General features: G+C 62.2%; 14 protein-coding genes. 9 read left to right on the forward strand and 5 right to left on the reverse strand.

Going from position 1 to position 20,223, the window contains the following annotated elements; genetic code table 11:
• Positions 1-40 precede the first annotated feature (40 nt).
• From omp10 to AC244Q_RS18830, 6 genes are all read left to right on the forward strand, one after another.
• Positions 41-409: an outer membrane lipoprotein Omp10 gene (omp10, locus tag AC244Q_RS18805; protein WP_012758937.1), complete on the forward strand. Its 369-nt coding sequence runs from the start codon at positions 41-43 to the stop codon at positions 407-409.
• A gap of 32 nt (positions 410-441) precedes the next feature.
• A complete protein-coding gene (locus AC244Q_RS18810; protein ID WP_012758938.1) occupies positions 442-762 on the forward strand; it encodes a hypothetical protein in 321 nt (106 codons plus the stop codon).
• 173 nt (positions 763-935) lie between these two features.
• Positions 936-2,903, forward strand: coding sequence for a bifunctional metallophosphatase/5'-nucleotidase (locus tag AC244Q_RS18815; RefSeq protein WP_113548018.1), 1,968 nt, complete (start codon positions 936-938; stop codon positions 2,901-2,903).
• 124 nt (positions 2,904-3,027) lie between these two features.
• The gene (gene hemH / locus AC244Q_RS18820) at positions 3,028-4,062 is read left to right on the forward strand and encodes a ferrochelatase (RefSeq protein ID WP_113548019.1); all 1,035 of its coding nucleotides are present in this window, start codon (positions 3,028-3,030) and stop codon (positions 4,060-4,062) included.
• Between the two features lie 177 nt (positions 4,063-4,239).
• A complete protein-coding gene (locus AC244Q_RS18825; RefSeq protein ID WP_113548020.1) occupies positions 4,240-5,280 on the forward strand; it encodes an SPFH domain-containing protein in 1,041 nt (346 codons plus the stop codon).
• 3 nt (positions 5,281-5,283) lie between these two features.
• A complete protein-coding gene (locus AC244Q_RS18830; protein WP_012758942.1) occupies positions 5,284-5,739 on the forward strand; it encodes an NfeD family protein in 456 nt (151 codons plus the stop codon).
• Positions 5,740-5,767: 28 nt separating this feature from the next.
• Here the strand turns inward: AC244Q_RS18830 and AC244Q_RS18835 are convergent, their stop codons facing one another.
• Positions 5,768-6,763 (reverse strand): KpsF/GutQ family sugar-phosphate isomerase, encoded by a 996-nt coding sequence (locus AC244Q_RS18835; RefSeq protein ID WP_017995155.1) that lies wholly within the window; start codon positions 6,761-6,763, stop codon positions 5,768-5,770.
• Between the two features lie 159 nt (positions 6,764-6,922).
• Here AC244Q_RS18835 and AC244Q_RS18840 point away from each other — a divergent pair, with 159 nt between their 5' ends.
• Positions 6,923-8,464, forward strand: coding sequence for an outer membrane beta-barrel protein (locus AC244Q_RS18840; protein ID WP_012758944.1), 1,542 nt, complete (start codon positions 6,923-6,925; stop codon positions 8,462-8,464).
• Positions 8,465-8,679: 215 nt separating this feature from the next.
• Here AC244Q_RS18840 and galU read toward each other — a convergent pair whose 3' ends face one another.
• Complete coding sequence (gene galU, locus AC244Q_RS18845; RefSeq protein WP_003542870.1) at positions 8,680-9,567, reverse strand: UTP--glucose-1-phosphate uridylyltransferase GalU; 888 nt, start codon at positions 9,565-9,567, stop codon at positions 8,680-8,682.
• A 204-nt stretch (positions 9,568-9,771) separates the two neighbouring features.
• Between galU and AC244Q_RS18850 the strand changes: the two genes are divergently transcribed.
• Entirely contained in the window at positions 9,772-10,995 is a 1,224-nt protein-coding gene (locus AC244Q_RS18850; RefSeq protein WP_113548023.1) for a lytic murein transglycosylase, read from the forward strand.
• A 272-nt stretch (positions 10,996-11,267) separates the two neighbouring features.
• Positions 11,268-12,506: an SGNH/GDSL hydrolase family protein gene (locus AC244Q_RS18855; RefSeq protein ID WP_206641041.1), complete on the forward strand. Its 1,239-nt coding sequence runs from the start codon at positions 11,268-11,270 to the stop codon at positions 12,504-12,506.
• Positions 12,507-12,540: 34 nt separating this feature from the next.
• Here AC244Q_RS18855 and AC244Q_RS18860 read toward each other — a convergent pair whose 3' ends face one another.
• The 3 genes from AC244Q_RS18860 to gltB all read right to left on the reverse strand — a co-directional run bounded on the left by AC244Q_RS18860 (position 12,541) and on the right by gltB (position 19,845).
• On the reverse strand, positions 12,541-13,173 hold the full coding sequence (locus AC244Q_RS18860) for a hypothetical protein (protein WP_128405929.1): 633 nt from the start codon (positions 13,171-13,173) through the stop codon (positions 12,541-12,543).
• 267 nt (positions 13,174-13,440) lie between these two features.
• Complete coding sequence (locus tag AC244Q_RS18865) at positions 13,441-14,895, reverse strand: glutamate synthase subunit beta (RefSeq protein WP_128405928.1); 1,455 nt, start codon at positions 14,893-14,895, stop codon at positions 13,441-13,443.
• A gap of 225 nt (positions 14,896-15,120) precedes the next feature.
• Entirely contained in the window at positions 15,121-19,845 is a 4,725-nt protein-coding gene (gltB, locus tag AC244Q_RS18870) for a glutamate synthase large subunit (protein ID WP_012758950.1), read from the reverse strand.
• Positions 19,846-20,223 lie beyond the last annotated feature (378 nt).

Consider the following 20,223-nt stretch of genomic DNA (forward strand, 5'->3'; position numbering starts at 1 on the left):
TGGCGGCTGTCCGCCGCGCCGATTCGCCGGGAGAAGCCTTATGAAAATCAGAACTGGTCTCGTTCTTGTCGGTGCAGCGGCCGCTCTTGCCGCCTGCGTTTCATCAGAGCCGCGTCGCTTGCCGGTTGCAACCGCGCCCGCCGCCACTGGCGTCGAAGGCAACTGGAGCGATCCGAACGGCATCGTTTCCACCTTCCAGGGCGGTAGCTTCACCACCCGCACCACCGACAGCAACCAGCTTCTTGCCTCGGGCACCTATATCAATACCTCACCGACCCTGGTCGAGATCAACATGACCTCGCTGGTGCGCAAGACCCAGTCCAAGGTCAATTGCGCCCTCGTCAACCCGAGCCAGCTCAATTGCACCTCCGATTCCGGCGCACAGTTCACGCTTTCCCGCCGCGGCTGAAAGATGCGGCGATAGGCTAGACTAAGCACACCATGCGGGCCCTCGCCTCTTATCTCGTCCTGCTGCTCGCCATGCCGCTTGCGGCACTTGCGGTCGTTTCGCCCGCCAATGTCTATCGTGCCCAGGGCATCGCCGCTCCCGATTGCGACGGGCCGCTGCAGGTGCTGATCTTCGCAGTGCCTGCCGTCCTGATCTATGGCGCAGGCGCGCTCCTTGCCTATCGGGCCGGCCGGCGCTTTCATCGCCTCGTTTCCGTTCTCTGCTTGATCATCGCGCTCGCCACGGTTCCGAATATTGCCGAGGCCGTGCACGAACTCTATCGAAACGCCGCCGACGGCGAATGCCTGGGATAGGAACTCGGCTTTTTTCCCCTGCCCCCTTGGAAAGCGTCCCGCCTGGCCCAGCTTTCTCTTGCGGTCGTGCATCGTCTGATGGAACATCCGCAGGCCGGGAAACCGCCCCGGCGCACGATAAAAGGGATCGGCGAGGATCAGGGGGATCTTTCGCCTCAATCAGGAGAACAGGGATGACGAAGTCTTTCAGCTTCGGTCTTTTGACCGCGTCCATGCTAGCGCTGAGCGCGGGCGCCGCCTTTGCGGATTACGAACTCAATATTCTTCATATCAACGATTTCCATTCGCGCATCGAATCGATCAACAAATTCGACTCCACCTGCTCGGCCGAGGAGGAAGGCAAGAAGGAATGCTTCGGTGGTGCGGCCCGCCTGAAGACCGCGATCGACCAGCGCCGTCAGGCGCTATCCGGCAAGAACGTCCTCCTCCTCAATGCCGGCGACAATTTCCAGGGCTCGCTCTTCTACACGACCTACAAGGGGGCAGCCGAAGCCGAATTCCTGAACCTGATGAAGTTCGACGCCATGACCGTCGGCAACCATGAATTCGACGACAGCGAAGACGGGCTTGCGACCTTCCTTGACAAGGTGCAGTTCCCTGTCGTGACGGCGAACGTCAAGGCGACCGCAGCCTCCAAGCTCGGCGACCGCATCAAGCCCTCGCTGGTGCTCGATGTCGGCGGCCAGAAGATCGGCATCGTCGGCGCCGTCACCAATGATACGGCAGAGCTTTCCTCCCCCGGCCCGAACGTCACGATCGCAGATGACGTCCAGAGCATTACTTCAGCCGTTCAGGATCTGAAGGGTCAGGGCGTCAACAAGATCATCGCGCTGACCCATGTCGGTTATCCCCGCGATCTCGCCCTGATCGCCAAGATCCCCGATGTCGATGTCGTCGTCGGAGGCCACTCCCACAGCCTGCTCTCCAATACCGACCCCAAGGCTGAAGGTCCGTATCCGACGATGGTCGACAATCCCGGCGGCTACAAGGTGCCGGTCGTCCAGGCTGCCTCTTACAGCAAGTATCTCGGCGATCTCGTCGTCAATTTCGACGATAGCGGCGTCGTCAAGGATGCCAAGGGCGATCCGATCGTGATCGATTCCACCTTCACCCCCGATCCGGCCGTCCTCACCCGTATCGCCGAACTGGCAAAACCGATCGAGGACCTGCGCAAAAAGGTGATCGGCTCTTCCGAAAGCCCGATCGAAGGCGACCGCAAGGTCTGCCGCGTCAAGGAATGCTCGATGGGCAATCTGGTGGCAGACGCCATGCTCGATCGCACTAAAAACCAGGGCGTCACCATTGCCGTTCAGAACGGCGGCGGCCTGCGTGCGTCGATCGACGGCGGCGAGATCACCCAGGGCGAGGTCATCACCGTCCTGCCTTTCCAGAACACGCTCGCTACGTTTGAGCTGACCGGCGCAAACGTCGTCAAGGCGCTCGAAAACGGCGTCAGCCAGATCGACCAGGGCGCCGGCCGCTTCCCGCAGGTCGCCGGCCTGAAGTTCTCCTTCGACCAGTCGAAGCCCGTCGACAGCCGTGTCAGCGACGTTCAGGTGAAGGACGGCGACAATTTCGCTCCGATCGACCCGGCTAAGACCTACAAGGTCGCCACCAACAACTTCATGCGGGGCGGCGGCGACGGCTATACGATCTTCAAGGAAGGCCAGAACGCCTATGATTTCGGCCCGGATCTTGCCGACGTGACGGCCGAATACGTCGCCGCGCATTCACCCTACAAGCCCTACACGGATGGCCGCGTCACGGAACTGGCGCAGGCAGCGCCTGCACCCTCCGCTTCCGAGTCGGCGCCTGCCGCACCTGCTGCTCCGACCCCATCTACCGAACCCAGCCCTGCACCGGCTGCTCCTGCTCCATCCACCGAGCCGGCTCCCGCACCTGCTGCACCGGCGCCAGCAGCACCCGCACCCGCTCCTGAACCGACGCCGGCACCGGCAGCCTCCACACCTGCCGCGACGACGCCTTCCACCCACGTCATCGCAGCGGGCGACACCTTCTGGGATCTTGCCGTGACCTTCTATGGCGACGGCACGCTGTGGCGGAAGCTTTCGGATGCCAATGGCAAGCCGAACCCGCGTCACCTGACGGTCGGCAAGGAGATCGAAGTCCCCGCCAAGTAAGACGATTTGTCTCGATGCCACTGGCCGGTCCGGGGTTTTCCGGGCCGGCTTTTCTTTCTATAGGGTGAACCACGATCTCCAGGCTGCGTATGAGCCGACGGGACAAATGAACGTTGGGGCCAGAATGACAGCAGATATTTCACTCCGCCCGGCCGATCATCCGGCCGTCAAATTTGGTAAGGTCGGTGTGCTGCTGGTCAATCTCGGCACGCCTGATGGCACTGATTATACCTCGATGCGCCGCTATCTCAGGGAATTCCTGACCGATCGCCGCGTCATCGAATGGTCGCCCTGGAAGTGGTATCCGATCCTGTTCGGCATCGTGCTCAACACCCGCCCGCAGAAGGTCGGTAAGGCCTATGAGCTGATCTGGAACAAGGAGAAGAACGAAAGTTATCTGCGCACCTACACCCGCAACCAGTCGGAGCTGATGGCCGAGCGCCTGAAGGATCTTGATAACGTCAAGGTCGATTGGGCGATGCGCTACGGCACGCCGTCGATCGCCTCGCGCATCGACGCGCTGAAAGAACAAGGCTGCGACCGGATTGTGCTCTTCCCGCTCTATCCGCAATATGCGGCGGCGACGACCGCCACCGTCAACGACAAGGCCTTCCAGAAGCTGCTCTCGATGCGCTGGCAGCCGGCGCTGCGCACCGTTCCCGCCTATCATGACGACGAGACTTATATCGAAGCGCTCGCCGCGTCCGTCGAAAGGCATCTTTCGGCCCTCGACTGGAAGCCCGAGATGCTGCTCGCCTCCTTCCACGGCATACCGATGTCCTATTTCAAGCAAGGCGATCCCTATTACTGTCAATGCCAGAAGACCGGCCGGCTGCTGCGCGAGCGGCTCGGGCTCACCAAAGAAAACTTCATGGTCACCTTCCAGTCCCGCTTCGGGCCGGAGGAATGGTTGCAGCCCTATACCGACAAGACCGTGGAGAAGCTCGCCCAAGACGGCGTCAAGCGCATCGCCGTCATCAATCCCGGCTTCGTCTCCGACTGTCTGGAGACGCTGGAGGAGATCGCCGAACAGGCTGCCCATTCCTTTCACGAAAACGGCGGCGAGAAGTTCGCGCATATCCCCTGCCTCAACGATGGCGAGGACGGCATGAAGGTGCTGGAAAAGGTCGTCCGCCGCGAACTGCAGGGCTGGATCTGAGAAACCATCTTCAGAAATTTACGCCGCACGGATAGTCGGCGACGACCCGACGGACCTTACCGTCCTTTCGCTTGGAAGGTGCGGCAGCCGTGCGTCATTTCCTCCTCGCAAAGAACATGCTAACTCACCACATCAGTGGTGTGGTGGGCGCGAATGCGCCGATAGGAGGAATTTTTCATGCTGTTCGGCGGCTTCGACATCGTCGTGATCGTGCTGGTCATCTTCGTCATCCTGGTACTCTTTGCCGGGATCAAGACCGTGCCGCAGGGCTACCGCTATACGATCGAGCGCTTCGGGCGTTATACCCGCACGCTGGAGCCGGGCCTCAACCTCATCACCCCCTTCATCGAGCGCGTCGGCGCCAAGTTGAACGTCATGGAGCAGGTGCTGAACGTGCCGACCCAGGAGGTGATCACCAAGGACAATGCCTCGGTTTCTGCCGATGCCGTCTCCTTTTATCAGGTGCTGAACGCCGCCCAGGCTGCCTATCAGGTCTCCAACCTCGAAAACGCCATCCTCAATCTCACCATGACCAACATCCGCTCGGTCATGGGTTCGATGGATCTCGACGAATTGCTCTCCAACCGCGATGCGATCAACGACCGGCTGTTGCGCGTCGTCGACGAAGCCGTGCATCCCTGGGGCATCAAGGTCACCCGCGTCGAGATCAAGGACATCCAGCCGCCCCGCGACCTCGTCGATGCGATGGCCCGCCAGATGAAGGCCGAGCGCGAGAAGCGCGCCCAGGTGCTGGAGGCCGAAGGCTCGCGCAATGCGCAGATCCTCAGGGCCGAAGGCGCCAAACAATCCGCCATCCTGCAGGCCGAAGGCCAGCGCGAGGCTGCCTTCCGCAACGCCGAAGCCCGCGAACGCCTGGCCGAGGCCGAAGCCAAGGCGACGAAGATGGTTTCGGAAGCGATCGCCGCCGGCGACATTCAGGCGATCAACTATTTCGTCGCCCAGAAATATACCGAGGCACTCACCTCGATCGGTTCGGCGCCCAATTCCAAGATCGTGATGATGCCGATGGAAGCCTCTTCCATCCTGAGCTCGCTCGCTGGTATCGGCGCCATTGCCCGCGAAGTCTTCGGCGATGCCGGCAACAGCCCGTCGACGCCGCTGCCGGTACCGCCGCGTCCACGTCCCGCACCGGCGCGCTCGACGCCGCCGATCAATCCATCGACCCCCAATCCTTTCAATCCCGAGCAGGAGCGTTAAGCCATGCTGGCGAAGATCGTCGCCGAACTCGGTCCGTGGAGTTGGTGGGTCGCGGGCCTCGTGCTGCTCGCCGCGGAAATGATCGTTCCCGGCTTCTTCCTGGTCTGGATTGGCCTTGCCGCCTTGATCGTCGGCGCGCTGTCGCTGCTTTTCTGGGACAGCGCCTTCTGGGTCTGGGAGTTGCAGGCAATCCTTTTTGCGCTTTTCGCCGTTGCCGCGACCTTCGCCGGCCGCCGGCTGACACTGCGCAATGCCACGACCGACGAGCCCTTTCTCAATCAGCGCGGCGCCAGCCTCGTCGGCCGCACCGCAACACTGCACGAACCGATCCGCGAAGGCCGCGGCCGCATCCGTCTCGACGATACGCTATGGCAGGTGATGGGACCCGACCTGCCCGTCGGAACACAGGTGAAAGTGGTTTCGAGCAACGGCCGCGACCTGACGGTCGAGCCGGTCTGATCAAATAACTCTGAACAAACGAACCTGATCAGGCGACGCCGATCCGCAGCAGGTCGTGGAAATGCACCAGCCCGACCGGCCGGCGGTCGTCGTCGATGACGATCAGCGCGCCGATATGATGCTGGTTGAGCAGCGCCAGGGCCGCGGTCGCCAGCACCGTCGGCTTCACCGTCTTCGGCGTCCGCGTCATGATGTCGTCGACGGTAAGCTCGGCAAGATTGCGCGTCAGGTTGCGCGCCATGTCGCCTTCGGTAACGATGCCGCAGAGCCGCCCATCCTCATCAAGCACGCCGACGCAGCCGAAGTGCTTGCGCGACAGCACCGTGATCGCCTCCGGCATCGGTGTACCCTTGGCAACGAGCGGCAGCCGCTCGCCGGTATGCATGACATCGGCGACATGCATCAGGCTCGCGCCCAGCTTGCCGCCCGGATGGAAGACGTGGAAATCCGTGGCGGTAAAGCCGCGCGCCTCCAGGAGCGCCACCGCCAGCGCGTCGCCGATGGCAAGCTGCATCAGCGTCGAGGTCGTCGGCGCCAGCCCATTGGGGCAGGCCTCCTGTTCATTCGGCATCAGAAGGACGATATCGGCGGCGGCGGCGAGCGAGGAGCCTTCGCTGCAGGTGATCGCGATCAGCGGAATGGAGAAGCGCCGCGTGAAGGAAATGATGCTCTTGAGCTCGGCGCTTTCGCCACCTTTGGAAATCGCCAGCACGACGTCGTCGCGCGCGATCATGCCGAGATCGCCGTGATTGGCCTCCGCCGCATGCACGAAAAAGGCAGGCGTTCCGGTCGAAGCGAATGTCGCCGCGAGCTTGGCGCCGATATGCCCGCTCTTGCCGACGCCGGTGACGATGACGCGCCCGGAGATGTCGCCGATCACTTCGACCGCCCGTGTGAAAGGACCGGCCAAGCCATTGTCAAAAGCCTGTTCGAGCGCTTCAAGACCGCGTCTTTCGGTCTCTATCGTGCGTTTTGCCGATTCGAGCACGCTGTTTTCAACGAGGTTGATCGCTCTTCTGTTCATGAAGTTGCGTTAGACCTTTTCACTTTCCAAGTCCACCCCGCGCTCTTTCCGACCCGCACTCTTTCCGAATTGTGAACAGCGCCCGCCGCCGGCAACGAATGGTTAACCACAAGGCTTTACCTTTGGGTAAGAACCGAAAGCATGTCAGGCGCGAATTGCATGGGCCAGCCAAAACAGACGAGCAGTGTGACGCCGCTCCGCGCCATGAGCCGTGCCGTCTCCTTTGCCGTGCTGGGTGGCCTGCTTCTCAGCCAGACGGCAGCGTTCGCGCAGTCCGCCTCGTCGCAGCCGGCAACCGGCCGCTCCGCTGCCTCCCAGGATAACCGCGCCACTAACAATGCCGCATCCGCCGCCGGTTTCGACGACGAGACCAGCGATAACGCCACTCCTGCGGCAAACGGCGCGACCGCGAACGCGGACGATGCCCAGCAGCGGCCGGCCATACCGGATACACAAGCCGGCGACGACATTACCGGCTCCATCCTCGACGAGGACATACGCCGGCTGAACACCCGCGAGGCGCCGAGCGATGAGACGCTGCCGCGCCGCAGGGCTGCCGAGAGCGCCTCGACGGAGGAAACGCCAGGAATTCCGATCGGCACTTTCGTGCTCCGCCCGAGCGTCACCCAGAGCATCAATACGGAGACCACCAAGGACGGCAATACCAGGCAACGGCGCGCCTTTCTCGAAACGGATGCGGCAGCGACACTGACTTCCGACTGGGGCCGGCACCAACTGACCGTCACCTCGGAAGGCGCCTGGCAGAGGAATATCAGCGGCGAGGGCGAGGAGCAGCCTTCCTTTAAAGTCAACGGCGATCTCAGGCTGGATCTTCCCGACGATACGACCGCGCACCTGACCGCTGGCTATAATTTCTACCGTGAGGATACGGACGATCCCGACGCCATCGCCGACGCCGCGCAACAGTCGGACGTGCAGGAATTTTCGGCCGGCGCCTCCGTCCAACGCGATTTCGGCATCCTGCGCGGCACGACGGCACTGGCACTGACCCGCTCGATCTATTCGGATGCCAAGCTTGCCAACGGCACCACCGTCGCCCTCAGCGACCGTAACCAGACGACGGGCACGCTGCGCGGCCGCGTCGGCTACGAACTGTCTCCCGCGCTCATCCCCTTCATCGAGGCGACGATCGGCCGTTCGGTCTATGACGAAACCCGCGACTCCGCCGGTTACGAGCGCTCCGGCCATAGCTATGGCGCCAAGGCAGGCGTCGAGGTCGATCTCGGTGAAAAGCTGAAGGGTGAAGTCGGCGTCGGCTACGAGATGGCAGATTTCGAAGACAGCCGCCTGTCCTCGATCGATACCGCCACGCTCGATGCGAGCCTGCTCTGGTCGCCGATCCGCGGCACCGATGTCAATCTCGACCTGCAGACGAGCATCCAACCCTCGACCACGGCAGGCGAAAGCGGCTACGTCTCACACGCGCTGACGACGACGGTCACCCACCAGCTGCGCGACAACCTGGTCGGGACGATGATCGGCGGGGTGATATGGCGCGATTATCCCACGGACAGCACCATCAACGACGAGCTCGTCTATACCGCCGCGACCGGCCTGACCTGGAACATCAACCGCTATCTCGATCTGACCAGCACGCTCGGCTACGAGCTGACGACGCGCAAGGAAGGCAGCGATTCGCAGCAATGGCGAGCCGGCGTCGGTCTCAAGCTGAAACGCTAGAGCATGTCGCGCAAAAGTGTGCCGCGGTTTTGCGACAACGACATGCGTGAAAACAAAGACCTAAAGCGCGAGGAGCGAATCTGAAAGATCGCGACGCGCTTTAGAGCAACTCCAGCAAAAGTGCGGGAGCGGCTTGCATCGGGAAAATGGAAGCGCCGCGCGTCCGATAGGAAGCGCGGCGCTCTATCACTTTGAATCTGCTCTGAGCGGATGCCTTACTTCAGGCCGGCCAGCAGTTCCCTGAAGCCGCCTTCGACGGAGGGGCGGATATCGGCGCGTTCGAGGGCGAAGGCGACGTTTGCCAGAATGAAGCCGTCCTTGGCGCCGCAGTCGTAGGTCGCACCACGGAAGTGGTAACCGGCGAAATCCTGTTCCTTCAGCAGCTTCAGCATGCCGTCGGTAAGCTGGATCTCGTTGCCGGCGCCGCGCTCCTGGGTCTCGAGGATCTTGAAGATCTCCGGCTGCAGGATATAGCGGCCGTTGATGAAGAAGTTGGAAGGCGCCGTCCCCTTGGCAGGCTTTTCCACCATGCCGGTGATGCGGAAGCCGTCGCCGATCGCCTCGCCGACGCCGACGATGCCGTATTTATGCGCCTGGTCCGGCGCGCATTCCTCGACGGCGATGATATTGCCGCCGCTCTGGGCATAGAGGTCGATCATGCCCTTCATGCAGCCCTTGTCACCCTTCATGATCATATCGGGCAGCAGCAGTGCGAAGGGCTCGTCGCCGACGATCTCGCGGGCGCACCACACGGCGTGGCCGAGGCCGAGAGGCTCCTGCTGACGAGTGAAGCTCACCGTGCCGGCCTTCGGCAATTGCTGGGCGAGAAGGGTAATTTCCGCCTTCTTGGCGCGCTCGCGCAGCGTCTGTTCCAGCTCGAAATGAATGTCGAAATAATCTTCGATGACGTGCTTGTTGCGTCCGGTGACGAAGACCAGATGTTCGATCCCGGCTTCGATCGCCTCGTCGACGACATATTGAATGATTGGCTTGTCGACGACGGTCAACATTTCCTTCGGAACAGCCTTTGTCGCCGGAAGGAATCGCGTTCCCAACCCGGCAACCGGAAATACTGCTTTACGAACTTTGTTGTGTTGAGCCACACCCGGCCTCCTGCTTCGATCATATCGCTTTGGAAATAGAGCTTTTTAGCTTTAACTAGTATAGAATTGCTACTGTTTTGCAAATGGTGACCGCAGCGGATCGCCATGGTAAAGAATTTGTTGACTCCGTTCCTGTAGTCTCGGGTCTGGGCGGAAATGATGCCCCGCTGCACCAGAAACTGAAGATGACGGATACGACTGTCGATGACCCAGAATCACAAAAACTCCCTTCGTGGTCTTGCTCTCGCCCTCATTGTCGCTGCCCAGGTGGCACTGGTCCCCGACAACGCGAAAGCTGATTCCCGCTTCCAGAAATGGATCGCGGATTTTTACCAGACTGCCGCTCAGAGTGGCATCAGTAAGGCAACCTATCAAAAGGCCTTTTCCGGGGTGAGCGAGCCCGATCCGACCGTGCTCGAAAAGGCCGCCTACCAGCCGGAATTCACCTCGAAGATCTGGGACTATGTCGATTCCCGCGTCAACCCCTATACGGTCAAAATCGGCCGCGAGATGGCCGCCAAACACGCAAGGACGCTCGCTGCGATCGAGCAGCGTTTCGGCGTCGACAAGACCATTTTGCTGGCCATCTGGTCGATGGAATCGAATTACGGCGCGGTTCTCGACAAGGACGACCGGCTGCACTACGTGCCGCGCGCCCTGGCCACGCTTGCCTATGCCGATCCGAGCCGCGCCAAATTCGCCAAGAAGCAGTTGGTCGCCGCGCTGAAGATCCTGCAGAACGGCGATGTGCCGGCACGCGAGATGACCGGCTCCTGGGCCGGCGCCATGGGCCACACCCAGTTCATCCCGACAAGCTACCTGCTTTATGCTGTCGATGCCGACGGCAACGGCCATCGCGATATCTGGAACTCGATCCCCGACGCACTGGCGACCTCGGCCAATCTCCTGATGAAGAACGGCTGGGATACCGGCAAGACCTGGGGCTATGAGGTCGTCGTTCCCGCAGCGGCCGCCAAGCAGGCCGGCAAGACCCATACACTGGCCCAATGGGCGGCACTCGGCCTGACCCGCCCGAACGGCAAGGCCTTCCGCGAGAGCGCCACCAAGGCCATGCTGAAGATGCCGGCCGGAGCTGGCGGCCCAGGCTTCCTGATGACCGCCAACTTCTTCACCATCAAGAACTACAATGCCTCGGACAGCTACGCGCTTGCCGTCGGCCTGCTGGCCGACCAGATCGCCGGCTACGGCGGGATGCAGCAGCGTTGGCCGCGCCCGAACGGCGCACTCGACATCACCGAGAAATTCGAGCTGCAGACGCGTCTCAAGACGCTCGGCTATTACAATGGCGAGGTGGACGGCAATTTTGGCTCGGGTTCGAAGGCGGCGATATCAGCCGTGCAGTCTCGCATCGGCATGCAGCCGGACGGCGAGCCCTCGCTGCCGCTTCTGAACGCACTTCGTCGCTAGATCAGGATGATTTTAGGCCCGATCGGCCTAAAATCTGAATCCTGATCTAAATCAAAGAAGTAGAGCATGATGTCGTCCGAAAACCGCGCACACTTTTCGGCATCATGCTCTAGAGTTTGCGTCGGTTCGGGAATCATGCAGGGCGCTTCAAGTCTTTGTCTCATGCAGGTCGCCCCGTCCTGGCGCACGGTTTCGGCGAACCAGCATTGGAAGCGGCAGAACCGTGACCTAGATATTAGTGGGAGTGGACGCTGGCCTGCCCTGCGTGCAAGATGCCGGCAGATGCGGAACTGCCCATGACGAAGAAAATTGATCGGACCCGTAAAATCCGTTGGCTCGTGCTCGCCTTGGCGGCGGCTTCGCTATGCCTTGGCGTGTCTGCGCCGGTGCATGTCGCCGAAGCCCAGGAGCAGCGCTATCAGCGCCGGTCGATCTTCGATTTCTTCCTTGGCCGGCGCTATCTCGACGACGGCCCGCAGGCCCCTGACGTCCAGCAGCCGCGACGCCAGCAGCGCAAACGCCCGCCAGCGCAGAAAGCCATCGTCAATACCCGCACTGCGCCGCCGGTCCGCGCTCCCGTCGAGGAGGAGCCGGCCGTACAGAAACTTGGCGACGCCCGAAAGATCCTGATCGTCGGCGATTTTCTGGCCAGCGGCCTCGGCGACGGCCTCACGGCCGCCTTCGAGACCTCGCCGGGTGTCGTCGTCGAAGCCCGCGGCAACGTCTCATCGGGTCTTGTCCGCGACGATTATTATGACTGGCCGGAACAGCTGCCGAAGATGATCGACGAGCTGAAGCCGGCAATGGTCGTCGTCATGATCGGTGCCAACGACCGCCAGCAGATGGTGACCGACACCGCCAAGGAAAAATTCCGCACCGATGGCTGGTTCACCGAATACCGCCGTCGCGTGCTTTCCTTCGGCAAGGAGGTCACTGACCGCAAGATCCCGCTGCTCTGGGTCGGTCTTCCTGCCTTCGAATCCGATTCGATGACGGCCGATGCCGTTCAGATGAACCAGCTCTACCGCAACCAGATCGAAAGCGTCGGCGGTGAATTCGTCGATATCTGGGATGGTTTCGTCGACGAAAACGGCAACTTCATCGTCACCGGTTCGGATGTGAACGGCCAGCAGGTGCGCCTGCGCACCTCCGATGGCATCAACCTTACCCAGGCTGGCCGGCGCAAGCTTGCCTTCTATGTGGAAAAACCGGCCCGGCGTCTTCTCGGCACCCAGGCGAGCCCGGATCTGGTCCGCCTCGACTCCAGCAATCTGCCCGGCCTCGGCCTTCCCGCCAATCCGGTCGAACATACCGTGCCGATCAGCCTCTCCGATCCCAATCTCGACGGCGGCGCCGAGCTTCTCGGCGCCAGGCCGCCGCCTGTGGCTTTGACGCGGTCGCCGCGCGACCTGCTGGTCGAGCAGGGCGAAATGACGCCAGCACCTCCCGGCCGCGTTGACGATTACCGCCTGCCTGCCGTAAAGGCGCCGGCCGAAGTCTCGGTCAAATAAAGGCTGCGCGAGGCTGCCCTCCACTTCGTCCCGTTTACTTCGCCGTCGCCTGCGGCCAGCTCAGATAATAGTAGTTCGCGCCGATCAAGCCAAAAAAAGCATGGCTGTCGTTCGTCTGGTCGACGTAGCTGCCGTTTTCCTTGACGAAGGCGCCATCGGACCCGCGCTCCAGATGCGCATCGAGAAAGTCGCTCCAGCCGCTGACATCCATGTCCTTGCCGGCCTTGTTTTCCGTGTCCGCCTCATCGGGATCGTCGACATCCCAGGCGTTGACGGACACACCCTGCGTCGGATCGGTGATGGTGAGCGTGCCCGCTTCCAGGGCAGCCAGCATGTCGTGAGCCTTGCCGCTCTCGCCTTCGGCCGCAGCCGCATCCTGCAGCTGCTGCTTCAGCATCGACATGAAGGAGGAACTGGTGACGTCGGCGCTGTCGTCAGTCGTGTCGGACTCATCAGACGTGTCGCTTTGGGCCGAAAGCGTGTCGAGCAGCCCGGAAAGGGCCTGGTTGGAAAGAAGCGAGGAAGAGCTCGGATCGAGCCCGTAGCTGCTCAGAATGCTGGCGGCCGACGAACTCTGCGTATTCTGCGCGCTGTCGTCGGGGCCGCGAAGGTTTTTCAGGGCATATTGGGCCGAAACCAGCCGCGTGCTGTCAAGTGCGGAAACCATTTGAAATGTCCTTGTCGATCATTCGCGGCCTCACGCCGCGGCCGATGGTGAAATGCGTTACGGCCAAAACGGCGGGGCACCTCCGCTTCGGTAGCCGCTGGCTGCTTCTCAGCCCGCGTCCGGCGAAAATCTCGCTTCCCGGCATTGCCTGAGGCTTGCGGCGCACGGCCTCCGCGTCAAGCGGTCGCACCACAGCGCGGCGCGCCAAGAAAAAAACTCCGCCGGAGGGGCGGAGTTCGTGTCTTCGAGAGGGTGTGCAGACGATGGTCAGTTCGGCAGGACGGTCGAGCCCATCAATTCCTCGTCGATGGCACGCGCTGCCTGGCGGCCTTCACGGATCGCCCAGACCACCAGCGATTGGCCGCGGCGCACGTCACCCGCCGTCCAGAACTTGTCGATCGAAGTCTTGTAGTCGCGGTCATTGGCGACGACGTTGGTCGAGCCGCGCTTGTCGGTGTTGAGCGTCAGTTTGCCGTCCAGCTCCTTCAGCACGCTGCCGGTGAACGGCCCGCGGAAACCGATGGCGATGAAGGCGAGATCGGCCCGGATCACGAATTCCGTGCCCGGAACCGGCCGCCGGCGCTCGTCGACCTCACAGCACTTGACGCCGGTCAGCACGCCGTCTTCGCCGACGAATTCAAGAGTGGCCACCTGGAATTCACGCACGGCGCCCTCGGCCTGCGAGGAGGAGGTGCGCATCTTCGTCGCCCAGAAGGGCCAGACGGCAAGTTTGTCTTCCTTCTCCGGCGGCTGCGGCCGGATGTCGAGTTGGGTGACCCTGACGGCCCCCTGGCGGAACGCCGTGCCGACGCAGTCCGAAGCCGTATCGCCGCCGCCGACGACGACGATATGTTTGGCGCCGGCAAGGATCGGGTCCGACGGCCAGCCGACGCTGTCGATGTTCTCGCGCCCGACGCGGCGATTTTGCTGCACGAGATAGGGCATCGCATCATGCACGCCCGCAAGGTCGGTGCCCGGAATGCCCGCCTCGCGCGGCGTCTCGGAGCCGCCGCAGTAAAGCACGGCGTCGTGATCGGCGAGCAGCTGCTCGACCTTGACGTCGACGCCGATATTGACGCCGCAATGGAAGGTGACGCCCTCACCCTTCATCTGCTCGACGCGGCGGTCGATGAAGTTCTTCTCCATCTTGAAATCGGGAATGCCGTAGCGCAGCAGTCCGCCCGGCTTGGTCTCGCGCTCGTAGAGATGCACCTCGTGGCCGGCGCGGCCGAGCTGCTGGGCGGCCGCCATGCCGGCGGGACCGGAGCCGATGACGGCGACCTTCTTGCCGGTATGGACCGTGGCCGGCTGCGGCCGGATGAAGCCGAGCTCATAGGCCTTGTCGGCGATCGCCTGCTCGACCGTCTTGATGGCGACCGGCGCATCCTCGAGGTTCAACGTGCAGGCTTCCTCGCAGGGCGCCGGGCAGACGCGACCGGTAAACTCGGGGAAGTTGTTGGTCGAATGCAGGTTCTGGATCGCCGCTTCCCAGTTGTTGTTGTAGACGAGGTCGTTCCAATCGGGAATCTGGTTGTGAACAGGGCAGCCGGTCGGGCCGTGGCAATAGGGGATGCCACAGTCCATGCAGCGCGCGGCCTGTTTCTGCACTTCCGGGTCCGACATCGGGATCGTGAACTCGCGGAAATGACGGATACGATCCGACGCCGGCTGGTACTTCGCCACCTGCCGGTCGATTTCCAGAAACCCTGTTACCTTACCCATATTTTCGTCCCTTACCCTCATGACCGCCTCACCGCAGCCAATCTGTCTATCGTCAGTCCCGGTACCCGGGGCAAGTTGCTTGTCTTGACCGTCATTGGACCATATCCCCTGGAAGACATCCGGCGATCTGAACAGCTTTCGCCGTCGGCGTGATCGTCACGGGTCATCGAGATATTTTCGTCACCCGTCACCTGCAGTCGTCAGGTGACGGATGTCCGGTGCAATTTATTCCGCGGCGATGCCCATCCGACTGCGCTCCATTTCCTCGAGCGCCCGACGGTATTCAACCGGCATGACCTTGCGGAATTTCGGGCGGTAGTCGGCCCAGTTGTCGAGGATCTCAGTGGCGCGGGCCGAGCCCGTATAATGCAGATGGTTGGAGATCAGCTGGTAAAGGCGCTCCTCGTCATGGCGCGTCATGTCGCCAGAGACGTCGACGCGTCCCTTGTGCATGAGATCACCGCCGTGATGATGCAGCTTTTCCAGCATGTCGTCCTCCTCAGGCACCGGCTCGAGCTCGACCATTGCCATGTTGCAGCGGCTGGCGAAATCACCGGTTTCATCGAGCACGTAGGCGACACCGCCGGACATGCCGGCTGCAAAATTGCGGCCCGTGGCGCCGAGCACGACGACGACGCCGCCGGTCATGTATTCGCAGCCATGGTCGCCGACACCCTCGACGATGGCGATCGCGCCCGAATTGCGCACGGCGAAACGTTCGCCCGCCACACCGCGGAAATAGCACTCGCCCTCGGTCGCACCATAAAGCACGGTGTTGCCGACGATGATGGAGTCCTCGGCCACGATCCTTGAATTCTCCGGCGGCCGGATGATGATCTTGCCGCCTGAAAGCCCCTTGCCGACATAGTCGTTGCCGTCGCCGATCAGGTTGAAGGTGACGCCGCGCGCCAGGAAGGCGCCGAAGCTCTGACCTGCGGTGCCGCGAAGTGTCACGTTGATCGTGTCTTCCTTCAGACCGCGATGGCGATAACGCTTGGCGACCTCGCCAGAAAGCATCGCGCCCACCGAACGGTCGACGTTCTTGATGCCGACCTCGAAGGCGACGGGTGTCTTGGCCGTCAGTGCCGGCTGCGCCTGTTCGATCAGCACGCGGTCGAGAATGTCGTCGATCGGGTGCTTCTGCCGGCTCGTCCAGAAGGTCTCTTCCTTGGGAGCGTCAACCTTGTGGAAGATGCGGCTGAAGTCGAGGCCCTTGGCCTTCCAGTGCGACAGCATCTCGTCCTTCTCCAGCAGCTCCGAGGCGCCGATGATCTCGTCAAGCCGGGTGAAGCCGAGCGAGGCGAGGATTTCGCGCACCTCGTTCGCGACGAAGAAGAAATAGTTGATGACATGCTCCGGCGCGCCTTTGAAGCGCTTGCGCAGCACCGGATCCTGGGTCGCTACACCAACAGGACAGGTGTTGAGATGGCACTTGCGCATCATGATGCAGCCGGCGGCAATCAGCGGCGCGGTGGCAAAGCCGAACTCGTCGGCTCCAAGCAGCGCCCCGATGATGACGTCGCGGCCTGTCTTCAGCCCGCCGTCCACCTGCAGGGCGACGCGCGAACGCAAGCCGTTCAGCACCAGCGTCTGCTGAGTCTCGGCAAGGCCGATTTCCCAAGGGCTGCCGGCATGTTTGAGCGACGTCAGCGGCGACGCACCCGTACCGCCGTCGAAGCCGGCGACCGTGATATGGTCGGCGCGCGCCTTGGCGACGCCGGCGGCGACCGTGCCGACGCCGACTTCCGAGACCAGCTTGACCGAGACATCCGCGGTCGGGTTGACGTTCTTCAGATCGTAGATCAGCTGCGCCAGATCTTCGATCGAATAGATGTCGTGATGCGGCGGCGGCGAAATGAGGCCGACACCCGGTGTCGAATGGCGGGTCTTGGCAACCGTCGCGTCAACCTTGTGACCCGGCAGCTGGCCGCCTTCACCAGGCTTGGCGCCTTGCGCGACCTTGATCTGCAGCACGTCGGCATTGACGAGATATTCGGTGGTGACGCCGAAGCGGCCCGAGGCGATCTGCTTGATCGCCGAACGTTCCGGGTTCATCGAACCATCGGCCAGCGGCATATAGCGGTCGGATTCCTCGCCGCCCTCACCGGTGTTCGACTTGCCGCCGATCCGGTTCATGGCGATCGCCAGGGTCGTATGCGCCTCCCTGGAAATCGAGCCGAAGGACATCGCCCCCGTCGAGAAACGCTTGACGATATCGACCGCCGGCTCGACCTCGTCGATCGATACTGGTGTGCGGCCGAGTGCCTCGGCGCTCTTCATCTTGAAGAGCCCGCGGATCGTGTTCATGCGCAGCGCCGAGTTGTTCACCATCTCGGCGAATTCCTGGTAACGGTCCTCGGCATTGCCGCGCACGGCATGCTGAAGGGCGGCGACCGCATCGGGCGTCCAGGCATGGCTTTCGCCGCGCATGCGATAGGCATACTCGCCGCCGATATCGAGCGTCGTCGCCAGGATCGGGTCGGCGCCGAAGGCCGCGGTGTGGCGGGCGACGGTCTCAGCGGCGATTGCCTCGAGGCCAACGCCTTCGATCATGGTCGCGGTTCCGAAGAAATACTTGTCGATGAACTCCGACTGCAGGCCGATCGCATCGAAGATCTGTGCGCCGCAATAGGACTGATAGGTCGAGATACCCATCTTCGACATTACCTTGAGGATGCCTTTGCCGACCGCCTTGATGTAGCGGTAGACGATTTCGGTGGCATCCACTTCCTTCGGGAATTCGCCCTTGGCATGCATGTCGAGCAGCGTGTCGAAGGCGAGATACGGGTTGATCGCCTCGGCGCCGTAGCCGGCGAGTAGGCAGAAATGATGGACCTCGCGCGGTTCGCCGGTCTCGACGACGAGACCGACCGAGGTACGAAGCCCCTTGCGGATCAGGTGGTGATGCACGGCAGCTGTAGCGAGCAATGCGGGAATCGCGATCCGGTCCGGCCCGATCTGGCGGTCGGAGAGCACGATGATGTTATAGCCGCCCTTGACGGCCGCTTCCGCGCGCTCGCAGAGCCGGTCGAGCATCTCGGGCATGCCTTCGGCGCCGCGCTCGATATCATAGGTGAAATCGAGCGTCTTGGTGTCGAAACGGTCTTCCGTATGGCCGATCGAGCGGATCTTTTCGAGATCGCCATTGGTCAGGATCGGCTGGCGCACTTCGAGCCGCTTGGCGTTGGCCGCGCCCTCATGGTCGAGAATGTTCGGCCGCGGCCCGATGAAGGAAACCAGGCTCATCACCAGTTCCTCGCGGATCGGGTCGATCGGCGGGTTGGTGACCTGCGCGAAGTTCTGCTTGAAATAGGTGTAGAGCAGCTTCGACTTTTCCGACATGGCCGAGATCGGCGTATCCGTGCCCATCGAACCGATCGCCTCCTGGCCCGTCGTCGCCATCGGCGACATCAGGATGCGGGTATCCTCGAGCGTGTAGCCGAAGGCCTGCTGGCGGTCGAGCAGCGACACGTCGCGGCGCAGCGCCCGCGGTTCCACCGGCTTCAAGTCTTCGAGGATGAGCTGCGTGCGGTTGAGCCAGCTGCGATAGGGATGGGCCGTCGCCAGTTGCGACTTCACCTCGTCGTCTGAGATGATACGGCCTTCTTCCATGTCGATCAGCAGCATCTTGCCCGGCTGCAGGCGCCACTTCTGGATGATGATCTCTTCCGGAACCGGCAGCACGCCGGCTTCGGACGCCATGATGACGCGATCGTCATTGGTGACGAGGTAGCGCGCCGGCCGCAGTCCGTTGCGGTCGAGCGTCGCGCCGATCTGCTTGCCGTCGGTGAAGGCGACCGCGGCCGGCCCGTCCCACGGCTCCATCAGCGCCGCATGATATTCGTAGAAAGCCTTGCGTTCGGTGGCCATCGACTGGTTGCCGGCCCAGGCTTCCGGGATCAGCATCATTACCGCATGCGCCATCGAATAACCGCCGCGCACCAGGAATTCGAGCGCATTGTCGAAGCAGGCCGTGTCCGACTGTCCCTCGTAGGAGATCGGCCAGAGCTTGGAGATGTCCTCGCCAAACAGCGGCGAGGAGACCGACGCCTGGCGCGCCGCCATCCAGTTGACGTTGCCGCGCAGCGTGTTGATCTCGCCGTTATGGGCAACCATGCGGTAGGGATGTGCGAGCTTCCACGACGGGAAGGTGTTGGTCGAGAAGCGCTGATGCACCAGAGCGACCGCGCTTTCGAAACGCGGATCCGACAGGTCCTTGTAATAGACGCCGACCTGATAGGCCAGGAACATGCCCTTGTAGACCACCGTCGCCGACGACAGCGACACCGGATAGAAATTGCTCTCCTCGCCGTCGAACTCGTCATAGATGCGGTTGGAGATTACCTTGCGCAGCGTGAACAGCCGGCGCTCGAACTCGTCGTTGTTTTCGGCATCCTCGCCGGCGCCGATGAAGACCTGCACATGATGCGGCTCGGTTGCGGCAATGGCCGGCGCCTTGGAGAGCGAGGAATTGTCGACCGGCACGTCGCGGAAGCCGATGAAGACCTGACCTTCCTCGGTGATGACGTCCTTGATCACCTTCTTGAAGTGCTCGATCTGCTTTTCATCGCGCGGCATGAAGATATGGCCGACACCATATTCGCCGACCGGCGGCAGGGTGATGCCCTGCTCGGCCATCTCCTCGCGGAAGAAACGGTCGGGGATCTGCACCAGGATGCCGGCCCCGTCACCCATCAGCGGATCGGCGCCGACGGCGCCGCGATGCGTCAGGTTCTCGAGGATGAACAGGCCATCCTTGACGATCTGGTGCGACTTCTGGCCCTTCATATGGGCGACGAAGCCGACGCCGCAGGCATCATGTTCGTTGCGCGGATCGTAGAGGCCCTGCTTCTTCGGCAGGCCGGAGGCGGATTTGGACATATTGGCCGTCGCGCGCAGATTAGCAGCAGCAAACCGGTCAACTTCCATGGATGGCGTCTTCGTCATCATCTTTCCTCCTGTCGAAGCCCGCGGAGCCGCGGGCGGCTTTTCGTCCAGCGCCGCAACCCGAAGATAGGTTCGGCGCATGACAGCGCTGTTGCATTGTGAAGATCGGCCGCAGACATCTGCTTTGAAGGAAAGCAAACCGTCGCGTTCCGCGCCTGCCATTCGCCTCCGCGCGCCGCCCCTTGAGGCTTGACGCTCGGAAGAACTATAGCGTGAAAGCCGGTCTGTTCCAGGGCTTTCGGCGTCTCTTCGGTCACAAAGGCCAAAATAGGACAGCAACACTGTCCTAATTCATCAGTTCTATGCCAGAAAGCATTCGGCTCTGCAAGAGCGCTCCGTTAAAAAACGTCAATTTGCGACGGAAGATTGCCTGGGTAGCGG

The organism is Rhizobium sp. CB2179, from assembly GCF_057653455.1.